The organism is Streptomyces sp. NPDC001787 (assembly GCF_040297465.1).
Classification (GTDB): Bacteria; Actinomycetota; Actinomycetes; order Streptomycetales; family Streptomycetaceae; genus Streptomyces.
This window is the reverse complement of record NZ_JBEOZE010000044.1, coordinates 20,585-41,156: the sequence shown is the minus strand read 5'-3', so window position 1 is coordinate 41,156 and position 20,572 is coordinate 20,585. Positions and strand designations below refer to the sequence as shown.

At 69.1% G+C, this 20,572-nt stretch carries 15 protein-coding genes and 2 pseudogenes; 7 read left to right on the top strand and 10 right to left on the bottom strand.

Annotated features, from left to right (window positions below; translation table 11 throughout):
* The first annotated feature begins 63 nt into the window (after positions 1-63).
* The 4 genes from ABT170_RS37115 to ABT170_RS37100 all read left to right on the top strand — a co-directional run bounded on the left by ABT170_RS37115 (position 64) and on the right by ABT170_RS37100 (position 5,503).
* Positions 64-1,341, top strand: a complete 1,278-nt coding sequence (locus tag ABT170_RS37115) for a helix-turn-helix domain-containing protein (RefSeq protein ID WP_351875011.1) — start codon at positions 64-66, stop codon at positions 1,339-1,341.
* On the top strand, positions 1,338-2,207 hold the full coding sequence (locus ABT170_RS37110) for a phosphotransferase family protein (protein ID WP_351875008.1): 870 nt from the start codon (positions 1,338-1,340) through the stop codon (positions 2,205-2,207). Before ABT170_RS37115 ends, ABT170_RS37110 begins: the two co-directional genes overlap by 4 nt.
* Before the next feature lie 602 nt (positions 2,208-2,809).
* Entirely contained in the window at positions 2,810-3,751 is a 942-nt protein-coding gene (locus tag ABT170_RS37105) for an rRNA adenine N-6-methyltransferase family protein (RefSeq protein WP_351875006.1), read from the top strand.
* 150 nt (positions 3,752-3,901) lie between these two features.
* Positions 3,902-5,503 (top strand): ISL3 family transposase, encoded by a 1,602-nt coding sequence (locus ABT170_RS37100; RefSeq protein WP_351875003.1) that lies wholly within the window; start codon positions 3,902-3,904, stop codon positions 5,501-5,503.
* Between the two features lie 54 nt (positions 5,504-5,557).
* Here the strand turns inward: ABT170_RS37100 and ABT170_RS37095 are convergent, their stop codons facing one another.
* Positions 5,558-6,082 carry a DUF1877 domain-containing protein gene (locus tag ABT170_RS37095; protein WP_329940808.1) on the bottom strand — a complete coding sequence of 175 codons (525 nt, stop codon included), beginning with the start codon at positions 6,080-6,082 and terminating at the stop codon, positions 5,558-5,560.
* A gap of 74 nt (positions 6,083-6,156) precedes the next feature.
* Between ABT170_RS37095 and ABT170_RS37090 the strand changes: the two are divergent.
* Positions 6,157-6,909, top strand: a pseudogene (locus tag ABT170_RS37090) (IS701 family transposase); the annotation flags it as partial.
* Between the two features lie 175 nt (positions 6,910-7,084).
* Here ABT170_RS37090 and ABT170_RS37085 read toward each other — a convergent pair.
* Together ABT170_RS37085 and ABT170_RS37080 are read right to left on the bottom strand one after the other, a co-directional pair.
* A complete protein-coding gene (locus tag ABT170_RS37085) occupies positions 7,085-8,122 on the bottom strand; it encodes a PhlD (protein WP_351874994.1) in 1,038 nt (345 codons plus the stop codon).
* 290 nt (positions 8,123-8,412) lie between these two features.
* Positions 8,413-9,120 (bottom strand): prepilin peptidase, encoded by a 708-nt coding sequence (locus ABT170_RS37080; protein WP_351874991.1) that lies wholly within the window; start codon positions 9,118-9,120, stop codon positions 8,413-8,415.
* 298 nt (positions 9,121-9,418) lie between these two features.
* On the opposite strand from ABT170_RS37080, the gene ABT170_RS37075 reads away from it, so the two are divergent.
* A complete protein-coding gene (locus ABT170_RS37075; RefSeq protein ID WP_351874988.1) occupies positions 9,419-10,768 on the top strand; it encodes a DUF2637 domain-containing protein in 1,350 nt (449 codons plus the stop codon).
* A 36-nt stretch (positions 10,769-10,804) separates the two neighbouring features.
* Here ABT170_RS37075 and ABT170_RS37070 read toward each other — a convergent pair whose 3' ends face one another.
* From ABT170_RS37070 to ABT170_RS37060, 3 genes are all read right to left on the bottom strand, one after another.
* A complete protein-coding gene (locus ABT170_RS37070) occupies positions 10,805-11,194 on the bottom strand; it encodes a hypothetical protein (RefSeq protein ID WP_351874985.1) in 390 nt (129 codons plus the stop codon).
* Positions 11,195-11,417: 223 nt separating this feature from the next.
* Positions 11,418-12,659: a competence protein CoiA family protein gene (locus tag ABT170_RS37065; protein ID WP_351874982.1), complete on the bottom strand. Its 1,242-nt coding sequence runs from the start codon at positions 12,657-12,659 to the stop codon at positions 11,418-11,420.
* 150 nt (positions 12,660-12,809) lie between these two features.
* Positions 12,810-16,586 carry a hypothetical protein gene (locus ABT170_RS37060; protein WP_351874979.1) on the bottom strand — a complete coding sequence of 1,259 codons (3,777 nt, stop codon included), beginning with the start codon at positions 16,584-16,586 and terminating at the stop codon, positions 12,810-12,812.
* A gap of 256 nt (positions 16,587-16,842) precedes the next feature.
* On the opposite strand from ABT170_RS37060, the gene ABT170_RS37055 reads away from it, so the two are divergent.
* Entirely contained in the window at positions 16,843-16,983 is a 141-nt protein-coding gene (locus ABT170_RS37055) for a hypothetical protein (RefSeq protein WP_351874976.1), read from the top strand.
* A gap of 39 nt (positions 16,984-17,022) precedes the next feature.
* Here ABT170_RS37055 and ABT170_RS37050 read toward each other — a convergent pair whose 3' ends face one another.
* The 4 genes and pseudogenes from ABT170_RS37050 to ABT170_RS37035 form a co-directional block, all read right to left on the bottom strand.
* Positions 17,023-17,352 (bottom strand): hypothetical protein, encoded by a 330-nt coding sequence (locus tag ABT170_RS37050; RefSeq protein ID WP_351874973.1) that lies wholly within the window; start codon positions 17,350-17,352, stop codon positions 17,023-17,025.
* Between the two features lie 497 nt (positions 17,353-17,849).
* Entirely contained in the window at positions 17,850-18,470 is a 621-nt protein-coding gene (locus tag ABT170_RS37045) for a hypothetical protein (RefSeq protein WP_351874970.1), read from the bottom strand.
* Between the two features lie 83 nt (positions 18,471-18,553).
* A pseudogene (gene rpoA / locus ABT170_RS37040) lies at positions 18,554-19,153 on the bottom strand (DNA-directed RNA polymerase subunit alpha); the annotation flags it as partial.
* A 338-nt stretch (positions 19,154-19,491) separates the two neighbouring features.
* Positions 19,492-20,304 (bottom strand): CPBP family intramembrane glutamic endopeptidase, encoded by an 813-nt coding sequence (locus ABT170_RS37035; RefSeq protein WP_351874967.1) that lies wholly within the window; start codon positions 20,302-20,304, stop codon positions 19,492-19,494.
* Positions 20,305-20,572: the final 268 nt, after the last annotated feature.

Sequence of the window (20,572 nt, the reverse complement as noted above, 5' to 3'; positions counted from 1 at the left end):
TGTCTCCGAAGCGGCCCCGCTGATCCGCCTCCGAGACCGACGGTCCACCCCGCCATCTGGGAAGTGGTTGCCATCCGGGAGGCAGCAGCTGCCCTCGACTTCGGCCAACTCAGCCGACTGGTCCGGACCCACACTGGTTTCACCCAGCAAGAACTGGCCACCATTACCGGCGTCAGCCAGAACTTCCTCTCCCAACTGGAGAACGGCCAACGACGGCTCTCCGACGCCCAGAAAGCGGCACGGTTCCTGGACGGCCTCGGAGCCCCGCACGGGCTGCACTCCTCTCCGCCCCTGGACGATCCCCAAACTCGTAACCAACACCGTGATCCTCATGAAACGATCCGCCGCGCGGCCACCGAGTCCCTGGACTTCGCCGACTTCATCACCTCCACCAACACCGACGACGACCTCCTCGCATTCCTCTATGACACCCTCGCCCGCATCGCGACCGACTACGTCCACAAACCTGTCCTGCCGCTCCTGGACGACATCGTCGCCATCCGCGACCGCGTCTTCGCTCTTCTGCGCGGACGGCAGAAGCCCCAGCACACACGCGACCTCTACTTCCTCGCGGGAACCAGCTGCCTTCTCCTCGCCCATGCCTCACAGAACCTGGGGGACTCGACTGCGGCCCTGGCCCAGATCCGCACTGCGAACGCCTGCGCCCACCAGGCCGACCACCGACCCTTGCGCGCTTGGACTGCTGGCACCGCAGCCCTCATCGCCGAATGGTCACCCCGGGGGGAAAGAGCCCTGGAGCTGATCGACCAAGCGGCCGCTCTCGCCCCGGCCGGGCAGTCCCGCATCCGGATCGCCGCGATCGAAGCCCGCACCTCCGCCCGCAACGGCGACAAACGCCGAGCCACCGCAGCACTGCTCCGCATGCAGATGGCCCAGGAGGAAGTCCCGGAGGCTGACGGTCTCGCCGTTTTCGGCGGCATCCTCACCTTCCCCCAGGCCAAACAGGACTACTACACGGGAGCCACACACAACCTTCTCGGAAGCCACGACGAAGCTGAGTGCTACGCGGCCCGGGCCATCGACCAGTACGTCCACGGCCCATCAGAGGCCCGCTCCTACGGGGACGAAGCCCTCGCCACCGTCGATGTCATCATCGCCCGCCTCGCACAGGGGGACATCGAGGCCGCGCTCCCAGCGCTGCGCATGATCCTCAGCCTCCCCGTCGAACGCCGAATCCAGCAGCTTGGACACAGCGTCCAGAAGGTCACCGAACTCCTTCGAACACCTACTCTGCTCCCCAAACCGACAACGCGGGAAGTCCTTGAACTTGCGCACAACTACCAGGTCCTCGGAACCAGCGCGTTACCGTCTGAGCGATGACCACCATCCATTCAGCAACCGAAGCAGCCGTCCGAACCGCCTGCCGACAGCTGGGCGTTCCCACCACCGGCCTGACCTTGCTTCGGAGCCACGCCACCAACGTCTATCTCCTGCCTGACGCACACGCGGTCGCCCGCGTCAGACCCGCCGCAGAAGCCACATCGGTCACACGAACCTTCCGGCTGCAACAATGGCTGAACAGCCAGGGATACCCGGCCGTCGAACCCCTCGCACACCCCGTGCATGCAACCCCTTTCATCGTGACCTTCTGGGTCTACTACCCACAACAGTCCACCGCGCCCCCGGCCAGCGCACTCGGTGGTCTTCTCCGTGAGCTCCATCAACTTCCGCAGCCACCAGTAGACCTGCCCCCCTACGAACCCCTCGCATCCCTCTCACAAGCCGTAGGAATGAGCAGCGTCCTCGGAGCCGGCGACCGAAGCTGGCTCACTGAAGCCATCGACGACACCCTTTATGCATATCGAAACCTCGACTTCCCCCTCGGGACCGGCTTCATCCACGGGGACGCCTACCCAGGAAACACTCTCTGGGACGGCACCAGGGTTCGGCTCGGCGACTGGGACGAAGCCTCGACCGGGCCCCGTGAACTCGACCTTGCCAACACGATCCAGGGTGCACGGTTCGGCCGTACCGCAGAACAGATAGGCGAGTTCACCAACCAGTACGGCTACGACCCCACAGACTGGCCTGGACTTCCCGTACTGGTCAGGATGCGCGACCTACACACCCTGAGCTCCTTTATCCGCCGTGCCGATCAGGACGACAACGCCGCGGCCGACGAGCTGAACCGCCGGCTCAGTACGCTTCAGACAGGCGACCGAGCAGCCCGTTGGGACAGGCACTGATCCCATCTCCTACGCCGCCCACCACGCGGCCCGAAACTCCGAATGGCAGAGGCACGCTCAGGGAATTCTGTAACGCCAACCCCGAAGGAAGCTCTCACAGCCACCATCCGCGCTGCGCGCCACGGGCCCAACCCGCGGCAGGTCTGCAGCCCACTCACCGCCCATCAGTTCAGCACCCGGTGAGCCCCGCGTCCACCGCGGCTTCACAAGCATCTGCCCGATCGGTCCCCCCCAGAGGACCGAAACCCGAACCGGTTTCCCGGAGTGCGGGGCCGGATCACCAGGTGGTCAGGTCAATGGTGTGGGCGCAGTGCGGGTCGGTGTCGGTCGCCCAGGGCTCCTTCTCGCGGACGAGTGCCGGGATTGCGGTGAGCAGGACCGCCGGAGGGTGATTGCCGTGCCAGGCACGGGGCAGACCTATACGGCGATTGCCCAGCGTCTTCGGAGGGGTTCATATGCGATTGCATGCTACGGAGGTTGTCATGACCGGCGACGACCGGCAGTCCGGTGACGGCCAGGTCGGCGGCCCCTACTCCTCCCCAGGGGATCCGGGAAACCCCATGCCGGACCCCGACAGTTCCGGCGACGAGGACTAGCCGCCCGTGACAACGCCGACAGCGGAAAGCCTGCGTCGCGCGTGCGCCGACGAAATGAGCCGCAACCCCCGAGGGTTCGGCGACTGCGACTGGCTCCGCGAGGCATTCCTGACCGTTCCGCGGGAGCACTTCGTCCCGGACCAGGTGTGGTGGCCCACAGCAGGGGACGACGGCCTGCACACCCTTCTCGACCGGACAGTGCGACCGCAGGAGTGGCTGACACGGGTCTACGCCCCGGGAGTTCCACTGATCACACAGATGGACGACGGCGCCGTCCCGCCCACCGGCAGGGCGACAGGATCATTCACCTCCAGCGTCTCGGCCCCCGGCGTCATCATCGAACTCCTGCGACACCTCGCCCCCGAACCAGGCGACCGAATCATGGAAATCGGAACAGGAACCGGCTACACCACCGCACTACTGGCGACCCGCACCGGCGCCTCTCAGGTGGTCACGATCGAGATCGACACCCACCTCGCCGCCCGAGCCACCCAACGACTCGCCATGCTGAACCTGCACCCACTCGTCATCACCGGAGACGGCGAACTCGGCCACGAAACCGCCGAACCCTACGACCGCATCGTCGCCACCGCCTCAGTCCGCCAGATCCCCCACACCTGGATCAGCCAACTGCGCCCCGGCGGATCCCTGGTTCTCCCCCTCGACACCCCGTTCGGCTGGGACCTGCTGCTACGCCTGGAGAGCGACGGCCGGGGTAGGGCATACGGGCGATTCCTGGAACGGGTCGAGTTCATGCGCGTGCGCGGCCAGCGCAAGCGGGTGCCCTACGCAGATCTTGGCTGGCCGTCCGGGGCGGACCCCGAACAGTGGGACAAGCTGCACGTCATGGTTGGACCGGAGGGGCAACGGATCACTCTGCCGAAGGCCGGGCCGGGCATCGGGCAGGAACTCGGCCACCGGCCAGCGTCTCCCACAGCCGCAGGCTGAACGAGGCTGGTCTCGATCAGGCTGGTGGGGCAGGTGGGCAGGCTGTTCTCAGCGATGTCGGCGTACGGGGCAATCTGGACCGGCGGGTACGCGTGAACGGGCTCTGTCGCTGATCTTGTGACGTTTGAGCTGTGCGATCGTTTTGGATAGGTGTGCGGCTCAGGGGGTTTACAGGAGGTTCTGCCGCATCTGGCGGATGTGGTGGTCGATTCGGTGCACCGGGATGCGGGCGTGGTTGTGCTGCGCGTGCGGTCTCACACGCGTTCGGCGCGGTGTCCGGGGTGCGGAAGGCCGTCAGGCCGAATACACGGCAGGTATGAAAGACGTCTCGCGGACGCGCCATTGGGCGGGCTGTCGGTGATGATCGTGGTGCTGATACGGCGGTTCAAGTGCTTGACGACCGAGTGCCCAGCGGCCACGTTCGCCGAGCAGATTCCGGGACTGACCCGGCCGCATGCCCGGTACACGCCCGTACTACGAGACCTGCTCGGCCGGATCGCTCAGGTGCTGGCCGGACGTCCCGGTGCCCGGCTCGCCCGAAGGCTGGGCATGGTGACGGCGAAAGACACTTTGTTGCGGTTGCTGCGGACCACCGCGCTGACCAGCCCGGGGCCCGTCCGGGTCCTGGGCATCGACGACTTCGCCCTGCTCAAGGGCCACATCTATGCCACGCTGCTGGTCGATCTGGAAGCCCGTCGGCCGATCGATGTGCTGCCCGGCCGCGAGGCCGCGCCGGTGGCCCGCTGGCTGGCCGACCACCCCGAGGTGCAGATCATCTGCCGGGATCGTGCCTCCGCTTACGCGGAAGCCGCCAGGACGGCCGCCCCTCAGGCCGTCCAAGTCGCCGACGTCTGGCACCTGTGGAACAACCTGGCCAAGGCCGTGGAAAAGACCGTCACCAGCCACTACGGCTGCCTCCGCACTGCCCACCAAACCAGGCACCACCCCGGAGAACCGCAGCCACCGGCAGAACCGGACGGCATGCTCGACGTCCGCGGCCGGCCCCGCCGCATTGTCGCCACCATCCGCGAACGCCACCGCGTAGTCCAGGAGCTCCTCGCCCAGGGCCGGTCCCTTCGCGGGATCAGCCGCGACCTGGACTTGGACTACTACGCCGTCCGGCGATACGCCCGGACCGCCGACGTCGACGAGCTGCTGGTGAAGGTCACCCAGCGCCGGACCCTGCTGGACGACTACAAGCCTTACATCCACCTGCGCTTCACCCAGGGATGCCGCAATGCCAGCCAGCTTCACCGGGAGATACGGGACCAAGGCTTCCCCGGTGACAGGAGCGTGGTCAACTCCTACGTCCGCCCGCTGAAGCAGGGCACCATCACAACACCACCGCCCCCGGCGCTGCCGAAACCCAGAAAAGCCCTGCGCTGGATCATGACCCACCCCGAGCACCTTCACCCCGACCAGGCCGTGGGCCTGAAGGATGTCCGGGCGGCCTGCCCTGAACTCGACGCCGCCGTCGATCACGTCCGAGCCTTTGGAGCGCTCATGCACGACCACCGTGGTGAAGACCTCCACGAATGGATCGAACTGGTCAGACAGCACGACCTGCCTGCTCTGCGGCAGTTCGCCGACGGACTCCTCCACGACCGGGACGCGGTCATCGCCGGTCTGTCGAGCACCTGGAGCTCCGGCCAAGTCGAAGGCCAAGTGACCAGGGTCAAGCTGATCAAACGGAAGGGCTACGGCCGCGCCAACCTCGACCTGCTCCGCCGACGCATACTCCTTGCAGACTGACTCACCCCGACCATCAGCCAGGTCAGCGATCGATCACCGGTCGCCCCGGAGAGGTCAGTCCCACCACGAGACGATGACGAGGCCTCGCTTCGAAGCACCTTCGTAGAACTCGCGAAGCGCGTCGAAATGAACCCTTAGATATGTTCCGGGCCCGTGGGTAAGGCTTTCTGCGCCGTGGCCGATCAGCATCCGCGCCATGTGGTCGTCGGACGGCAGCGCCGCCAGTGCGGCGCGGAAGTCGACGTCTCCAAGCAGATCGGAGACTCGCTCAACCTCTATTGCTTCAAGGCCAGTCGGCGTAGGACCGAATAATCCGATGGCATGAGGGTGAGCATTGAGGAAGCCGACATCCAGTACCACGCCGCCGTCAGTGGCCTGTCTGAGCGCGGCGAGGCGTGAATCGTCGATTCCGGCGATCTCGCAGACGCGGATCAGCATGGCGGGAGCCCAGTCCAGGTCGAGGCTGTCAGCCGCTGGCGGGTCCCACTGGTGGTCACCATCGGATGACTCCGCGGCACGCGTTCGACAAGAGGCGAGATACTCCGCAGAGACTCGCGCAAGCTGCTGGGTAATGGCCATGACAAGCAGTATCCCGGTGTGGTCCACCCCTTTTGTCGGCCGTCCTAGCGTCACAAGATCAGCGACAGAGCCACCGCGAACGCTGTCGGGCCGCCCGTGTCCCCGACGACCGCGTCTTCGCCACCAAGGGCGAACTGGCGAGGACCATCATCCTGCGGGCCCTCGCCTCACCCCTGCCCATCGGCTGGGTCACCGCGGACTCCGCCTACGGCCAGGACTCCCACTTCCGCCGCTTCCTCGAAGACCACCAGCTCTCCTACGTCGTGGCCGTGCCCAAGTCCCAGCAGGTCCACGGCCCGCGCATCGACCATCTCATCGGCCAGGCCCCGCCCGAAGCCTGGCAGCGGCTGTCCGCAGGAAGCGGCGCGAAGGGCGAGCGTTTCTACGACTGGGCCGCGGCCCGCCTGCCCGCCGTGTGGGAGTTCGACGGCGACGAGCCCACCCGGCAGCGCTGGATGCTGGCCCGCCGCAGCATCGCCAAGCCCGACGAACTCGCCTACTACCTCGCCAGCGCACCCCTGGAAGCCACCCTCGCCGACCTCGTACGCATCGCCGGCTGCCGCTGGAAGGTCGAGGAATGCTTCCAGAGCGCGAAGAACGAATGCGGCCTGGACCAGTACGAAGTCCGCCGCTACGTGGGCTGGTACCGGCACATCACACTCGCCATGCTCGCGCACGCCTTCCTCGCCGTCCTGGCCGGCCAGGAACGAGAAAAGGGGGCACTGAGCGGGACACGCCCGACCTCGTGGACCTCACACCGGCCGAGATTCGACGTCTGCTGGCAGTTGGACCCCACCGCCGTGCTCCGGACCGCGACCACGCGATGACGTGGTCCCACTGGCGTCGCCGCCACCAAGCACGCGCCCGCCGTTGCCACTACACACGGCGCGGTCACACCTTCGTGGGACCGCCCGGCAAAGACCGTCCCACCCCCGATCCAGCCCGCTACACTCCCCACACCCAAGCGCTGACCAGCGCTAATGAAGAAGTCCGGCTGGAGTACTAGACCGCCCGCAGGTACAGCCCCGCCGACGTGAACCCGGGCCCGTAGGCCACCGCCACACCCGGACCGTGGGCCGCACCGTCGGCCATGGTGCGGGCTAGCACGTCCAACAAGGCCACTCCGCCGAGGTTGCCTCCCGCGAGGGAGTCCCGGGCGTGCCGCCCCGCCTTCTCCTCGTCCAGGCCGAGGCCGGTGAGGGTCCCGGAAATGATCCCGGGCCCGCCCGGGTGCACCGCTGCCCACTCCACCGGCCGATTGCCCAGCCACCCCGTCAGGTGCGGCAGCACCCGCGCGGGAGCCTTCACGGCTTCCTTGCCCGAGTCGAAGAAGACACCCTCCTCATGGACGACACCCCAGTAGGCGTCCGAGCTGTCCGGCAGGACCAGCTCCCACACGTCCTCCACCACCAGGTCGCCCGCGCTGGCCGACTCGACGGCGGAGACGACTACCGCCCCCGCCGCGTCCCCGAACAAGCCCCCGTACAAGGCGCCCTGCATGGTCGGTGGCCTGGCCTCCGGGTTGTAGAGCGTGGACAGGTCCTCGGCAGCGACCACCAGCGCCCGCCCGCCAGGGCGGCCGCGCAGGGACCTGGTGGCGTGGACGAGGCCGTGGCCGCCGCCGACGCACGCGGCGGTCGCCAGGCCTATCCGCTCCAACTCCGGCCGCAGCCCGAGCCGACCCACCAGGTCGACGTCCAGGCCCGGAATCGTCCAGGACGTCGTGTGGCTCGTGATCAGCACGTCGACATCCCGCGGGCTCAGCCCCGCCTCGTCCAGCGCGGCTTGGGCCGCCGTCACCGCACGGTCGCGGGATGCCTCGTAGGCCGCCCGTGACCGCACGCCCACACCCGCCATGCCTGCGGTCTTCTCCAAAGGTGCCGACCACGGCCGCTCCACCACCCCGGTACTGCGCAGCATGCGCAGCCACACCGACAACTTCGGATGCCCGTACCTGGCCTTCAAGTCCTCCACCAGGTCGTCCGTACTCATCCAGTTCGGAGCCCGCACCACCACCGGCCGACCGATCACCACTGCCATGCCCAACCCCCTGCACTCGTCCATCGCCTCGTCACCGTACGCACACCAGGAGGGCCTGCATGAAGCTGCCGTACTCAAAGCTGCTAACCCGATGCTCCTAGCCCCTCCGAGACTAGAACGTGCGCCGCCAACCTTGCAGCCGGAGTGTGAACGCTCAGCAACGCTCCGCACCGGCTGACGGTGCGTTGCGAGGCCATGCCAAACCTTGCTGTCCGAAGGTGCATACGGCGGTCTCTGCCCTCCCGGATCACCAGGCCACAAGCTCGGTAGCAGTACGGGCCCATCCGTGGTTACGACAAGCAGAGCGATACGCCGAGGGCACCGATGATCATGTAGGGGCCGAAGGCTATTCGGCCGCGAGTGCGTCCCTGAATCAGGTTCACTGCGGCGCCGACGGCGAACATCGTAAAGGTCCCCTGGAAGACGCTGGTCCAGCTGTGCCAGCCGAGCAGGGCTCCAAGGGTGGGGGCGAGTTTCACGTCGCCGAGTCCCATGCCGCCGAAGGTCATGAGTGCGAAAGCGGTACCGAGCGCGGCCGCGGCGGCGAGAGAGCGTGAAAGGCTGCCGTGTTCTCCGGCGGCGCTGGCAGCTGCCAGCAGGGTGGTCGTCCCGGCGAATGCCGGGATGGTGAGGACGTTGGGGAGCCGGTGCACCTTGGCGTCGATCAGGATGAGCGCGGTGCCGCAGGTGGCAACCCAGTAGTGCGCCGCGGCTATCCATCCTGTCAGGCCACTTGCGGCGATGAGGGCGAAGGCGAGGGCGGTCATGCCCTCGGGGAGACCGCAGTCGGTGGACCAGGAGGTCCGGCACACCGCGCATCGGCCACGGGGCAGGGCGAGCAGCCGTACTGCTTTTCGGACCGGTGCGTCACAGGCGGGACAGGAGTGCCGGAGCGGTGCGTTGGAGGGAACGGTCCAGGCGAACAGCAGGAGGCGCGTGGCAGTGCCGGCCACGAGGCCGACGAGCAGGGCGACCGTAGTCGTCAGCGCGAGCATCATGGCGGCCCCCGGGCGGTGTTGCTCCGTCCCCGGCATATGCCGAGATCTTGGAGCCTAGCCGAGTGGCGCTGTCGGTTCGACCCTCTATCGGCCTGACCGTGAAGACAACGACCAGGTCACAGGGTGCGCCCTGGGCCAGAAGGCGGTGGATGGAGCGGGCCGGCGCTCCTACCGTTCAGATTCGGAAGCGCGATCGCCGAGAACTGTGGAGGGACGGAATGTCACACGGTCGCCGCTGAGCACACCTCTATGGCCAATGGCGCTGCGCGCACTGGCACGACGAAGGGGGCATGGGTCCATGACGACGACCGCTGATCTCGGCAAGGCGGCACCGGCCGGGCAACACGGACGCCGCCGGGTCGTCTGGACCCGCGGGCGTCGGGTGACGTTCGGGACTATCGGGTTCGGCTCGCTCCTGATCGCCTTGACGGGCTTCGTCGGCTCCTACACGGCAGTACGCGATCTGGCGGTGGAGAAAGATTTTGGGTGGTTCGCAACTCTTTTTCCGCTTGGCATAGATATCGGCATTATTGTGATGCTGAGCCTTGATCTCGCCCTCACCTGGGTGGACTTGCGATACCCGCTGCTGCGGCACATCGCGTGGCTGCTGACCATCGCCACAGTGGCGTTCAACGCAATGGCGGCTTATCCGGACATACTTGCCTCGACCATGCATGCGACGATTCCGCTGCTGTTCATCGCGATCACCGAGGCAGTTCGGCACGCGGTCGAGACTGCGACGGCCCGTGACGCGGGGCGCGAGGACTTCGCGCTCTCACTGGGCCGCTGGGTACTCGCCCCATGGTCAACATGGCTGATCTGGCGCAGCAGGAAGCTCTGGCCAAGCACGATTCCCTCGTACGAGATAGCGCTTGAGCTATACCAGGAGAAGCTGGAGTACCGCCAGGAGCTGCGCGACGCGTACGGATGGCATTGGCGCAGGAAGGCGAGGCGTGAAGAGCTCCGGCCACTGCGCCGCAGCCGCCTTGGGTACGCTGTCCGTCCTGCGGGGGTGCCGGCGCCGACACAGGTGCCTGTGCAGCCAGCTGTTCACATGCTTGTGCCGACCGCCGCACATTCTCCCGAGGGTCTCCCTGGCCGGGCCCTTTCGGGTCCTATGGAGTCCGGCGCTGCGCAGACGCTGGAGAGTCCCGTCGGCTCCTCCCGTTCACAGCCGCCGGGAGAGCCCGCGGCAGCCGTCACGGAGCCCGAACTGGAGACCGCTCTCGACCATCCCGGCGAAGACCTGCTCGCGGACGACACTGCCACGTCTGAGGAAACTGAGGATTCCGCGGACGAACTGGATGCCGACACGAACAGCAGTGACGCGGTGGACGACGAAGAAGAGGCCGACGAAGACGCGGACGAGGAGGACGACGGCCCGGTCGATCCCCTGCCGGCGATCGACCTGGGAACCGCCCCGGAGAATGAGAGCAAGCGGCAGCGGGCCGAACGGATCTACCTCGCCCACCAGTACGCGGGTGTAGAACTCACACGCAAGAACCTCACCCGGTGGGCCGGATATCAGAGGGCGGGCTCAGGCCGCACCGCCTATGTCGAGCTGGAGCGGAAGTACGGGCCGATCGTCGTGCGGGACGAGGGAATGGATCACTCGGTGCGTGATGAGTTGACGCCCGCGCATTCCTGACCGCGGGCCGGTGAGAGCTTGGCGGGCGAGCCCTGTTCAGTCGTCGTCAGGGGCACTTCCGAGCCATGCCACCGGCCTGTCGGCCGCAGTCTTCCCCCAGTGTGGGTCTCCGCCGGATTCGTGCCCCTTGTCCAACCGGCAGATCCGGCCGTGGCGCCCGTGCTTGCCTGGGCAGATCTGGCTGAGCAGCTCGGAGCCAGCCTCACGCAGTGCCTGATTCCAGCGCTCTGCCTGCGCCCGGTACATGCCGCTCATCAAGGTGCCGAGATGCTCTTCCTGGTCCTCGACCTCTTGGCGGAGTTCCCGCACCGCGGGATCGGACATCTCGAACTCGATCCGCGCGTGCGAATCGCTGTCCCGGGGCCGGTCCTGCTGCCGCAGGACCTCCTCATCGCCCGGAGTCGAGGGCCTGCCCTGGCTCTCCACCCGTTATTGCCTCTCTCGTTGGGAGCCGGGCGCGTTCGGGCCCCGGGCTCGGTTGCTCTCGCCGCCCAGGCAGGGCTGGCGCCGCGAACGGGGTCATCACACGATGCCCGGCGACGACCGGGCGTACGGCCACGATCGCCGGCCGCGCTCTTCCATACGACCGCCTGGGCGCCGGTGCCGCTCCATCTGACCAACGTGTCGGCCGCTCAGGCCGGGCGACGGTTCATGAACCTCCGCGCCGCGAAGCGAAGCGGAACAGGCGCTGCCATCGTCGTGCCGGGGGCTGGGCGGGAGGTGACGCGGGTGCAGGAGCGGTCGCCAAGAACGGTGAGTGCGCGGGAACGGGTGGGATCACCGGGCCCGTCGGCCCGCCGGCCTCGTGTGCTGCGGAGTTGGTCTTCCCGGATTCCACCGCTGTCGGCTCGGGCTCCGCCTGGGATGACGCGGAGAACGGTGTCACCGGAGCGGGATCTTGGGCCCGGATGTCCTTTGCGGGCGCCGGATCGGGCTCGGTGCCCGATTCTGCCGCGGGCGGGGCGTGCACGGCGGCGTACGTCTCGCGGGCGCGCTGGTTTCTCCAGTTGAACCGGCTTTCCTGCGCGGTGTAGATCTCGTCCATCACGTGGTGCGCGTCGGCGGGCCGGAAGGTGCCCCGGGTGCGCGTGAGGGAGGCGAACGCGATGGGCACCAAGCCCCAGGTGTGGGCGTCGGGTGCGGGGCGCGGCTTGCTGATCCTCCAGTCTTCTCGCGGATCGGAGCGCCACCGCGGCCAGTTTGTCCAGTCCTGCCCGCTCTGGACCGGGTGCTGGAAGCAGCGGATGCCGTAGGGGACGAGGACCACTTTCCCGTCGAGCCAGTACACGTGGCCGCCGGCCGCGAGGATGGTCTCCTGCTGCTCGTTGGGGGCCACTTGCTCGTGCAGGACGTCCTTGCCGCGCAGCCACACGGGGTGCGCATCGAGCGCGTTGAACTGGGCGAGGTCGCGTTTGAGGAACCACACGTGCTGCGCGCCGCCATGCTCGTCGCGCACTGCCCGGATTCTGCGCCGGATCGTCTCCGCCCCGGGCAGCTTCTGTGTCGGGGCTTCGAAGATCACGGTGGTGGTGCCGCACTGGGCGATGACCGCGGGGGGCATCCCGGACGGGTCCGCCGGGTCCTCGCCGGGGGAGGTGGTGGTGCAGTGCGCGATCCCGGCCAGCGCACGGATCTGCTCGCGGAGGCGGATGACGACTTCGTCAGCGGCGTCGAGCAGCGCCTCTTCCTCCGGCCTGCTGCAGCCTTCTCCACCGCGATGGGCGAAGTACGGCTGAACCTTCGCGCCGGGCAGGGTGGCCTTGAGGATCAGCCATTCTCCGCAGACCCGGCACCGGTAGCGGCCGTCGGCTATGCCGGGTGGCAAGCCCTCGATGTCGTCGTCGGCGCATACGGTCTTCTTCGCTTCGGTGTCCCAGGCGCTCCTACCCATGCGGCTGATCATGTCCGGCGTCGGGGCCCGGCCGCCAGGGGGCCGCCCGTCCGGCGGGTGGCCCCCTGCAACGGGTCCCATCCGGCGGGAATCCCGTGGGCACCGCCTCCCGCCCTGCGGGCCGCGTTCGGGTGGCGCGGCGATCCTGGGTCAGCTGGCCGGTTCGGTGGCAGGGATCCAGCCGGGCTCGGGGTCGTCGGGGTCGTCCAGCACCGCGGTGAGACGCTCGGCGGTGATGTAGGGGACGCGGGGGTCGGCGAGGAATCCGGCCGGCTCGATGGTGCGGGTGACCATCAAGGGCAGGACGCGCCAGCCCTGTTCGCCGCTGACGCCGCAGGCCGCTGCCGCCTGGCGGGGGTGGGCGGCGATGGTGGCGGTCTTGGCCAGGAGCTTGTCGCGGTAGCGGGTCGTGAACTTCTGGATGTGCTGGAGCAGCGCGTGGGGGGCGACGGCCCCGGTGGGGTTCTTCGCCTCGATCACCCACAGTCGCCCGGTTGCCGGATCGGCGACGAGCAGATCAATCTCTCCACTCAGGCCACAGATGCCGAGGGCGGCGGCCGTCTTCTCCAGGAGGTTGAAGCGGTGCGGCAGCCCGACGGCTCCGGCCGCCTCGCTGATGTCGCGCTCGAGGTGCTGGTCGAGTTGCTGGCGGTGGCGCAGGAGCGCCTGCGTGACGGGGGCGGGAAGGTCAGGGTGAGGGAGCCAGCCGTCGTCGAGATAGGCGGCGTACGCCTCGCGGGCGGCGCAGGCGAGCCAGGGCAGGACGAGCAGTGTCTGGCCGGCGTTGATCAGGGGGTGCATCAAGGGCCGTGATCGGCGCTCGACTTCGGTGTAGGCGTGCGGGCCCGTGCCAGCGGCGTTGCCCGGGTGCAGCCTGAGCCGTTCAACGGCCGCGCGCAGATGGTCGGCGGGCAGCTCGGACCAGGCGGCGCTCTCGGCGACCAGGTCCTCGGTGGTGACGGCGGCTGTTCCCTCCGGTCCGGTGGCCCAGTCGGCTGCGGTGGAAAGGACGGCGCCGAGCGAGGCGAGACCGCAGCCCCAGTGCTGATGAAGCAGCTGGTCGGCTTGCGCGAGCTGGCTGCCGGCGGGCAGGTCGGGCGCGGTGAAGGCGGACTCGGTACGCGCAGCCTGGGCGGCGAGTACGGAGGCGGCGTCGGTGGGTTCAGGCTTCGTCGCGACGGCCTGGGCGATCCAGCGCTGCTGCCGGGCGCAGTGGTAGGCGTCGGCGTCGAAGCCCACATGCTCGCTGTTCCCGGTGTCCCGCGACGGGACGGTCTCCGTTTCGGCGGGGCCCGGGCCGGAGGTGAGGGTGAAGGTGCCGCTGGGGTCGATCTCCAGGTGGAGGTCGTGCAGGCGGCGTGCGGCGGTGACCGCGGTGATGCCGCTGTGCAGCACAAGCTCGGCCAGCGCCACGAGCTCGGCGACAGCGAGGACGTCGACGGGCCGGCCGCCGGCGGGCGGGCCGGCCAGTGCCTGCTGCAGCAGTAGGTGCAGGGCGGAGGTGGCCCTGGCCCCGTCGACCTGGCGCCGCCCGGCCTCGGCAATCCAGTTCGCCGCCCAGGGGGCGGCGAGGTTCACCGCGCTCTGCTGGTCCGAGCGGGTGCGATCAGCCCAGCCGGCGTTCAGCTGCCGAGCCAACTCGCCCACTAGAGCGGGCTGGTAGGCGCGGACCTGCTCGTCGAGTTCACTTTCCAGCGCATGCAGCAGCTGCTCGGCGGGGCCGCCCCGGTGGTAGGCGTCGGAACCGCGCCAGCTGCCGGCCGGCACGCTGGCGCGCCGTACGGCGGCGGCCGCGGTGCGCAGGGCCCGGGCGTGCACGTGCCTAGAGTGCGGCAGGGTGAAGGCGGGGGCCGTGGCGGGCCACGCGTTGGTGGCGACGGCTACGCGCAGCACCGGGTACGCGGTGTCCCAGGACGAGGTGAAGGCTTCCGTGTCGATGCCCGGTCCGGCGCCGCGGCTGCGGCGGACCTGCCCGATCAGGTGGTGCAGGAGCCGGCCCAGGATGCGGTGCCCCTGGCGGCCGTCGCCGCTGAACGCAGCGAGCAGCGGCGGGTCGATGTCGATGCCGATCCGTCCGGCCTCCGGATCCGCCCCCGCTCGCAGCAGCAGCCACTCCTCCATCCCCGGACCGCCGTTCCCGCTCGCGTCGTCTCCGGCAGGGCCGGGCGTCGCGGTGTCCGCATCCGGGCCCGCCTGCCGGTGGGGCTGGTGTGCAACGGTCACCTGCACGACGAGTGGCGCACCGCCGGGAAGTACGGCGTGGGCGGCGGCCGGCGCGATGGTGGTGAGCGCGGTGCGCAGCGAGTCGGCCAGTCCGGCGATCCCGGCCATGTCCAGGAGGGCGCCCGGCTCGCGGGAGGGGACGGCGATGACCGCCAGCGGAGGGAGAGTAGCCGCCCGCACCACCACCGGGCCGGCCGACGTGACGTCCTCAAGGTCGGCGTACACGCCGGATGCGCCCGTCTCCGGTTCGCTCAGCCGTGTGTACCGGAAGTCCTCGGCGAGCGGGAGTCCGGCGGCGGCCAGGACCTCGTCGACGCCCGCGCGCGCGGCGGCCCGTTCCCAGACCTCGTCGCGTACGGCCTCGGGGACCATGGCGACGTCGTCGCTGTCGGGGCCGGGCGCCAGCAGCGTCCCGCCGCGGTGCCAGGCCGACCACGCGTCGAGCGCGTCACGGTAGAAGACTCCGCGCACGCCAGGATGCTCGGTCAGTTCCAGGACGAACAGCGCCAGGGCCGCAACGTCGCCCTCGGCGTCGTGCAGGATCTCCGCCACCTCTTCCACGTGGAGGAAGAGGGTGTCCCGGATCAGCTCGGGCCCAAGGAACCGTGGGCCGCCGTAGACCACGAGCCGACCGCGGCCAGCGGGGACGTCGGCGTCCGCGAGTGCGGCCCGGCCTTCCTCGACGCGGCCGGCCAGAGCGCCGTCCGCGAGAGCGCTGACGACGGCGATGTCGTAGCGATGGCTCGGCGAGGAGAGCAGGCACACCGGCCCCGGCCGCCGGGGAACGGCTTCCAGACCCAGCAGTTGAGCGAGCCGGACGACCGTCAGCTCCTGCATGCATTCCTCGGCCGCCTCCAGGCCCGCCGGAGGCAGGAAGGTGAGCAGACGGGCCACGGCCGGGGCGGCGGCCTCCGTCGCGGCGCCGGCCGGTACGGGCAGACACCGTCCGTGCGCGGTCACCGCGACGATCGGCCCGAGCAGCGGCACCTCGGGGTGGTAGCGCAGCGGCAGATCCTCGACGCGGCACGTCAGCCACTGCAGTGCCCGCCCGGCGCGCTCCGGGCATCGAGCGGCCTGCACAAGCTGTACGGGGTCCGCACAGGCGATCGCGGCGGCCGCGCGGACCTCGGCGGGCGTAACCCCGTAGGACACTTTGCCGCCTTCCTCACTGTCCGGGACGGCCGCGGGCTCGGGCCAGGCCGCGCAGAGCGCGGCGAGGCTCCGGTCACTCAGGCGCAGCACCAGCTCGAGGACGTCCTCCGCCCCGAATCCGAGAACCTCGCGCAGAGGCTCGTCGACAGCCACCGCGGTCATCTTCAGGACGCGCAGAACCAGCAGGGGGTGCGCGAGCTGCCCGGGGTGGACCAGCAGACGGTCCCCGCCCATGGTGAACCGCACTCGGTCACGGACATCCCCCGGATCCCGGTCCGTCACGACGCCACGCCCCGGCGCCGCCCGCACAGAGGCCTCCACCAGTACGGGCAGGTCGGCGGCACAGGCCGGGAGGCCACCGCGGGCCGGGGTGCGCAGGACGCGGGTGAACAGCAGCAACAGATGATCATGAAAGCGGGCGCTGTCCGGAGAGACAAGCGCCGCTTGGAGGAGCACGATCAGCGAGTCGGTCGAGAACCGGGCCATGGCCCGGTCGAGGACCTTCCACTCCACGCGGCGGTGCTGTGCGGAGGTGACGTGCCTGGCGCTCATCGTGCGTCCGTTCCCCGAACCGGCTGACTCAGAGAGACAGCCTCGCAGGCAACTCCCCGATCCCGCCCCTGGTTTGCTCCGAAGACGACCATGGGGTACCGGCCGGAGTTGTCCCGCAGCCCGCCATCACCCGGTGTGCGGGCACGAAACGGCCCCGGCCGCTATGCACGGGGGGACGCGGCGGCCAGGGCGCGTTGTCGCCTGCCTAGCGACCAAATCGTGTGAAGAAGGCGTCATTGGAGCGGATTGGGTCGAGGTGCCGAAAACTGATGCCGAGTCCAGCATCCCCGATGACATCCGCCAGGCACCTGCGCGCTCCACTTCACCCCTGCTCAGCGGCACCACCGGCGTCGACTACGACCCGGCACCCAGGTTCGAGACACCCGCGCCCGGTTGATGCCGGCCGGTGCCGCCCCCCCACACCCTGGTGTCGCGTCTACGCGGCCTGCCGCGCGCCGCCGGCCGGGCGGGCGAGGTAGGCGGCAAGGGACCGCTCCAGTTCCAGGTTCACGTCCGTCGGGTCACCGGTGACGGGCGGCTCCAGCACGTAGCCGTGAGGCGGGCACCAATCGCTCCTCGGCTCTTCCAGGCCCGGGAGCTGCTCGGCCGTCGGCGCCCCGCCCCACAGGTGCGCCACCTCGGCGGCGACTTGCTCGGGCAGGGTCATCAGGGGGCAGGCCAGGTCGCTCAGACAGCTGCCGAGGGACTCGCCGTGGGCCGCTTCGAGGAAGGTGAACCACCCGCGGGTGTCCGTCCACCCGACCACCCATCGCCGCGGCTGTCCTTCATCGGCTTCGCGGTCCGCATAGTCCTCGCCGAGCGTGATGTAGATCCGGCGGTCTTCGTCGACCTGCCTTTCTGCTCAGGCGACCTGGCGGCCGGGAGTTCGACGAGGACGCGCTGGCGCATCGCCGCGATGAAGGGGGTGCGGGCGCGGACGTCACCGAGGGCGCGCTGCTCGTACGCGGAAGCGCTGCCAAGGCCGTGCCACGGGCCGGGCCCAGGACAGCAGGATGAGCCGCATCCGCAGTCGCGGGCCACGCCCGCCGTCAGGATCCCGGACCGCAGCCCGATGACCTCGACCGCCCCGTGGGCCGGCCGAGTGCTCCTCAATGCCGGTCACGTCGACGCAGTACCACTGCGCTTCTTCGTGACGGCCGTCGGGAGCGGCCCAGCAGACTCCCAGCCGCATGCGACGTCCCGGGGCCGTGACACCGGGAAGAATCCGGTGCAGCTGTTCAAGTGCCACCGGGGGACGGTCGCTCAGGACGAGGCAGCCCGTCGTCTTGAACGGCTCGTCGGTGTCCAGGGCGAAGGTGTCGAACACTTCTCCGGGCGCAGAACCTCCCCACTCATCTTCTGGTTGACCTCGTGATCGGGGTGTTCATAACCCGTCTCGTCCCCCCACGGCAGATAGGCCTCCGCGGCTGCGGTGAGAGTTTCGTCCATGATCGAGTAGTCGAACTCGGACGGGGCGAGACGGGCGAAGGCGGACAGCGGGATGCCGTACCAGTCCTCCTCGCTCTCCTCGGCATCGAAGGGATCCTCAGCCATGCACTGGGCGGATTCGGCCCGCTCGGCGGCGCGATTGCAGGTGATGGTTATCGCCAGGTCCTCACCGTGCGTACGGGGGACCGGCAGCGCACCTGCACGGACGTCGGCGGCCAAGTCCGCGAACGCCCGGGCTACTTGGAGCCGGAATGTCTGGTCCTGCCGGTCGGCGCAGCGGGGCAGACGCATGAAGAGGATGTCCTCGGGGTCCTCGTCGTCCGGGATCAGCGGCACGTAGGGCTCGTCCGTCCACTCCAGGGCCTCGTGGTAGCCGATGTCAGCGAGCTCTTCGGCGACGCCCGCCCACAGCAAGGCACCTGCCGGCGAGAGCATGTCGGCCCGCGGTCCGCGTGGGCGATCGCCCGCCCTCTCATTCAGTGCCGCCCAGGCGTCGCCCTCCACCAGGCTCAGAAGGACCGGCGTACCAGCGCAGTCTCGACGTCGACGATGAGCTTGTCGAAGTCGGTGCGCTGCTCGACTCGGGTCGCCTCGACCTTGTAGGTGACCTTGAGAACGGGCGAGTAGATCGAGTCGACCGGGATGCGCCCGATCTCCTGACCGACCTGCTTGTTCTGGACGGCGGAGACATAGCCGCGACCGCGCTCGACGGTCAGCTCCATCTCGAGCTTGCCCTTGCCGTTCAGCGTTGCGAGGACCAGGTGCGGGTTGTGCACCTCGACACCGGCCGGCGGCGCGATGTCAGCAGCGGTGACCAGGCCGGGACCCTGCTTTCGCAGGTACATCACGACCGGCTCGTCGTGCGCCGAAGAAAGGTCCAGCTGTTTGATGTTGAGGATGAGGTCGGTGACCTCCTCCTTGACGCCCGGCACGGTGGTGAACTCGTGCAGGACACCGTCGATACGGATGGACGTGACGGCCGCACCCGGGATCGAGGAGAGGAGCGTACGGCGCAGGGAGTTGCCGAGCGTGTAGCCGAAGCCCGGTTCCAGTGGCTCAAGGGTGAACCGGGAGCGGAACTCGTCCACGACCTCTTCGGTCAGCGAGGGGCGGAGCAATCAGCATGCGGTGGTGCCTCCAGATTTCGGCGCCCACTATGTGACGCCATAGACACCGCACGGTATCGGCAATGGCGACCGTGCCCGGGAATCCGCCGTCACCGATCGGGCCTGGGCGGCATTTACCCCGGGAAGCTGCCGGACCGGATGGTCAAGGGTGGGGCCCCGCCAGTCCGGCAGCACCTCGCCGCCGGCCGCCGCTCTGCCTGCCGTGGGGTGGGCCCGACGCCTTCGATGACGAGCGGCCCCGGCTGCGCTCGGCCCCGGCTCTGATCGGACACCTCTTGTCGCCAGAGGGCCGACTCTCCCGGGTCGGAGTTCTACGGCCCAGTAGTGCGTCATCCCCAAGCGAAGGCCCACGCATCATAGAGCCCATGTGCGGCCAGGGCCGGGAAGAGCGACCGCTGCCACAGAGTGACAGCCGTGGTGATCACCGCGTTGGCCACCGCGTGCGCGACGTTGACGCTCCCCCCGATGGTGTGCCCGGCCGCGAACACAACCGCCGAAGCTGCGATGGCGGTGCCCATCAGTGACCACCGCACCCACCGGCGCCCCGTCCAACTGCCGCGATGCTGCGCCGCGAGGAGGGCCAGCAACAGCGCCAACAAAGGTCCCCGAAAAGCAAGTTCCTCCAGCGGAGCGGGGGCGATGAGCCCGTACATGAACCGGATCGGCGTCGAGGTCTGCGCAACGGCGATGAGTCGCGGGTCCTCGTCGGCGGGAACTGACGTCAGGCCCGGAAAGAGAGCCAGGAGCTTCGCCATCGCCCACAAGGCCACCGCGGCGGCGGCCCCTACAGCCGCCCACCGCAGCGTCTGCCGCATCGACACCGGCGCCCGTAGTCCCATGCCGTCGACGAGCCGGCCACCGGCGACCCGCACCGATATCGTCCCCGCGCCGAACGACGCGAAGACCGCCGTAGCCACAAGCCCTGCCGCCGCACCGATCGACGTGAGGAAACTCCGCGGGCTTTCACCGCCCCACGGCACGAACCCCGGTAGGAAGGTGAACACCTCCTGCACCGCCGCCGCAGTCATCAGCGCGGCGCCCCACACGACGACGCACGCCACCAGGTCACCAGCCCGTTCGCCGATCGAGCTCGACCGGTCCGCTCGGTCGTCGACCACGGATTCCGTGCCGTTGGCGTCCACCTGACCCCCAAATACTTGTGACCACACAGCTTGCCGCAGAGATCGCGGTCCCTGCTCGCCGCGCGCTTTCCGGGTGGTCACCAGCCGATGGTCAGGCGGCGCTCGGGCCGAGTGACACGGTGGCCGGGTGCGAGACGGGCGTCAGGTGTGGCAGCGGGACAACTGACAGCTACTGAGCGTTGCCGCTGCTCATGATCGTCCGGATTTGCTCGGACGGTGCTCACGCGGAATTGCTCACGAAACCGCGGATCCTGGACCGGTTGTAGGT

Coding starts and splice junctions, on each gene's coding strand:
- ABT170_RS37065 (WP_351874982.1), bottom strand. CDS start 12,659: ATGGGTAGGAGCGCCTGGGACACCGAAGCGAAGAAGACCGTATGCGCC.
- ABT170_RS37110 (WP_351875008.1), top strand. CDS start 1,338: ATGACCACCATCCATTCAGCAACCGAAGCAGCCGTCCGAACCGCCTGC.
- ABT170_RS37060 (WP_351874979.1), bottom strand. CDS start 16,586: ATGAGCGCCAGGCACGTCACCTCCGCACAGCACCGCCGCGTGGAGTGG.
- ABT170_RS37080 (WP_351874991.1), bottom strand. CDS start 9,120: ATGATGCTCGCGCTGACGACTACGGTCGCCCTGCTCGTCGGCCTCGTG.
- ABT170_RS37095 (WP_329940808.1), bottom strand. CDS start 6,082: ATGGCCATTACCCAGCAGCTTGCGCGAGTCTCTGCGGAGTATCTCGCC.
- ABT170_RS37045 (WP_351874970.1), bottom strand. CDS start 18,470: ATGCTCTCGCCGGCAGGTGCCTTGCTGTGGGCGGGCGTCGCCGAAGAG.
- ABT170_RS37085 (WP_351874994.1), bottom strand. CDS start 8,122: ATGGCAGTGGTGATCGGTCGGCCGGTGGTGGTGCGGGCTCCGAACTGG.
- ABT170_RS37075 (WP_351874988.1), top strand. CDS start 9,419: ATGACGACGACCGCTGATCTCGGCAAGGCGGCACCGGCCGGGCAACAC.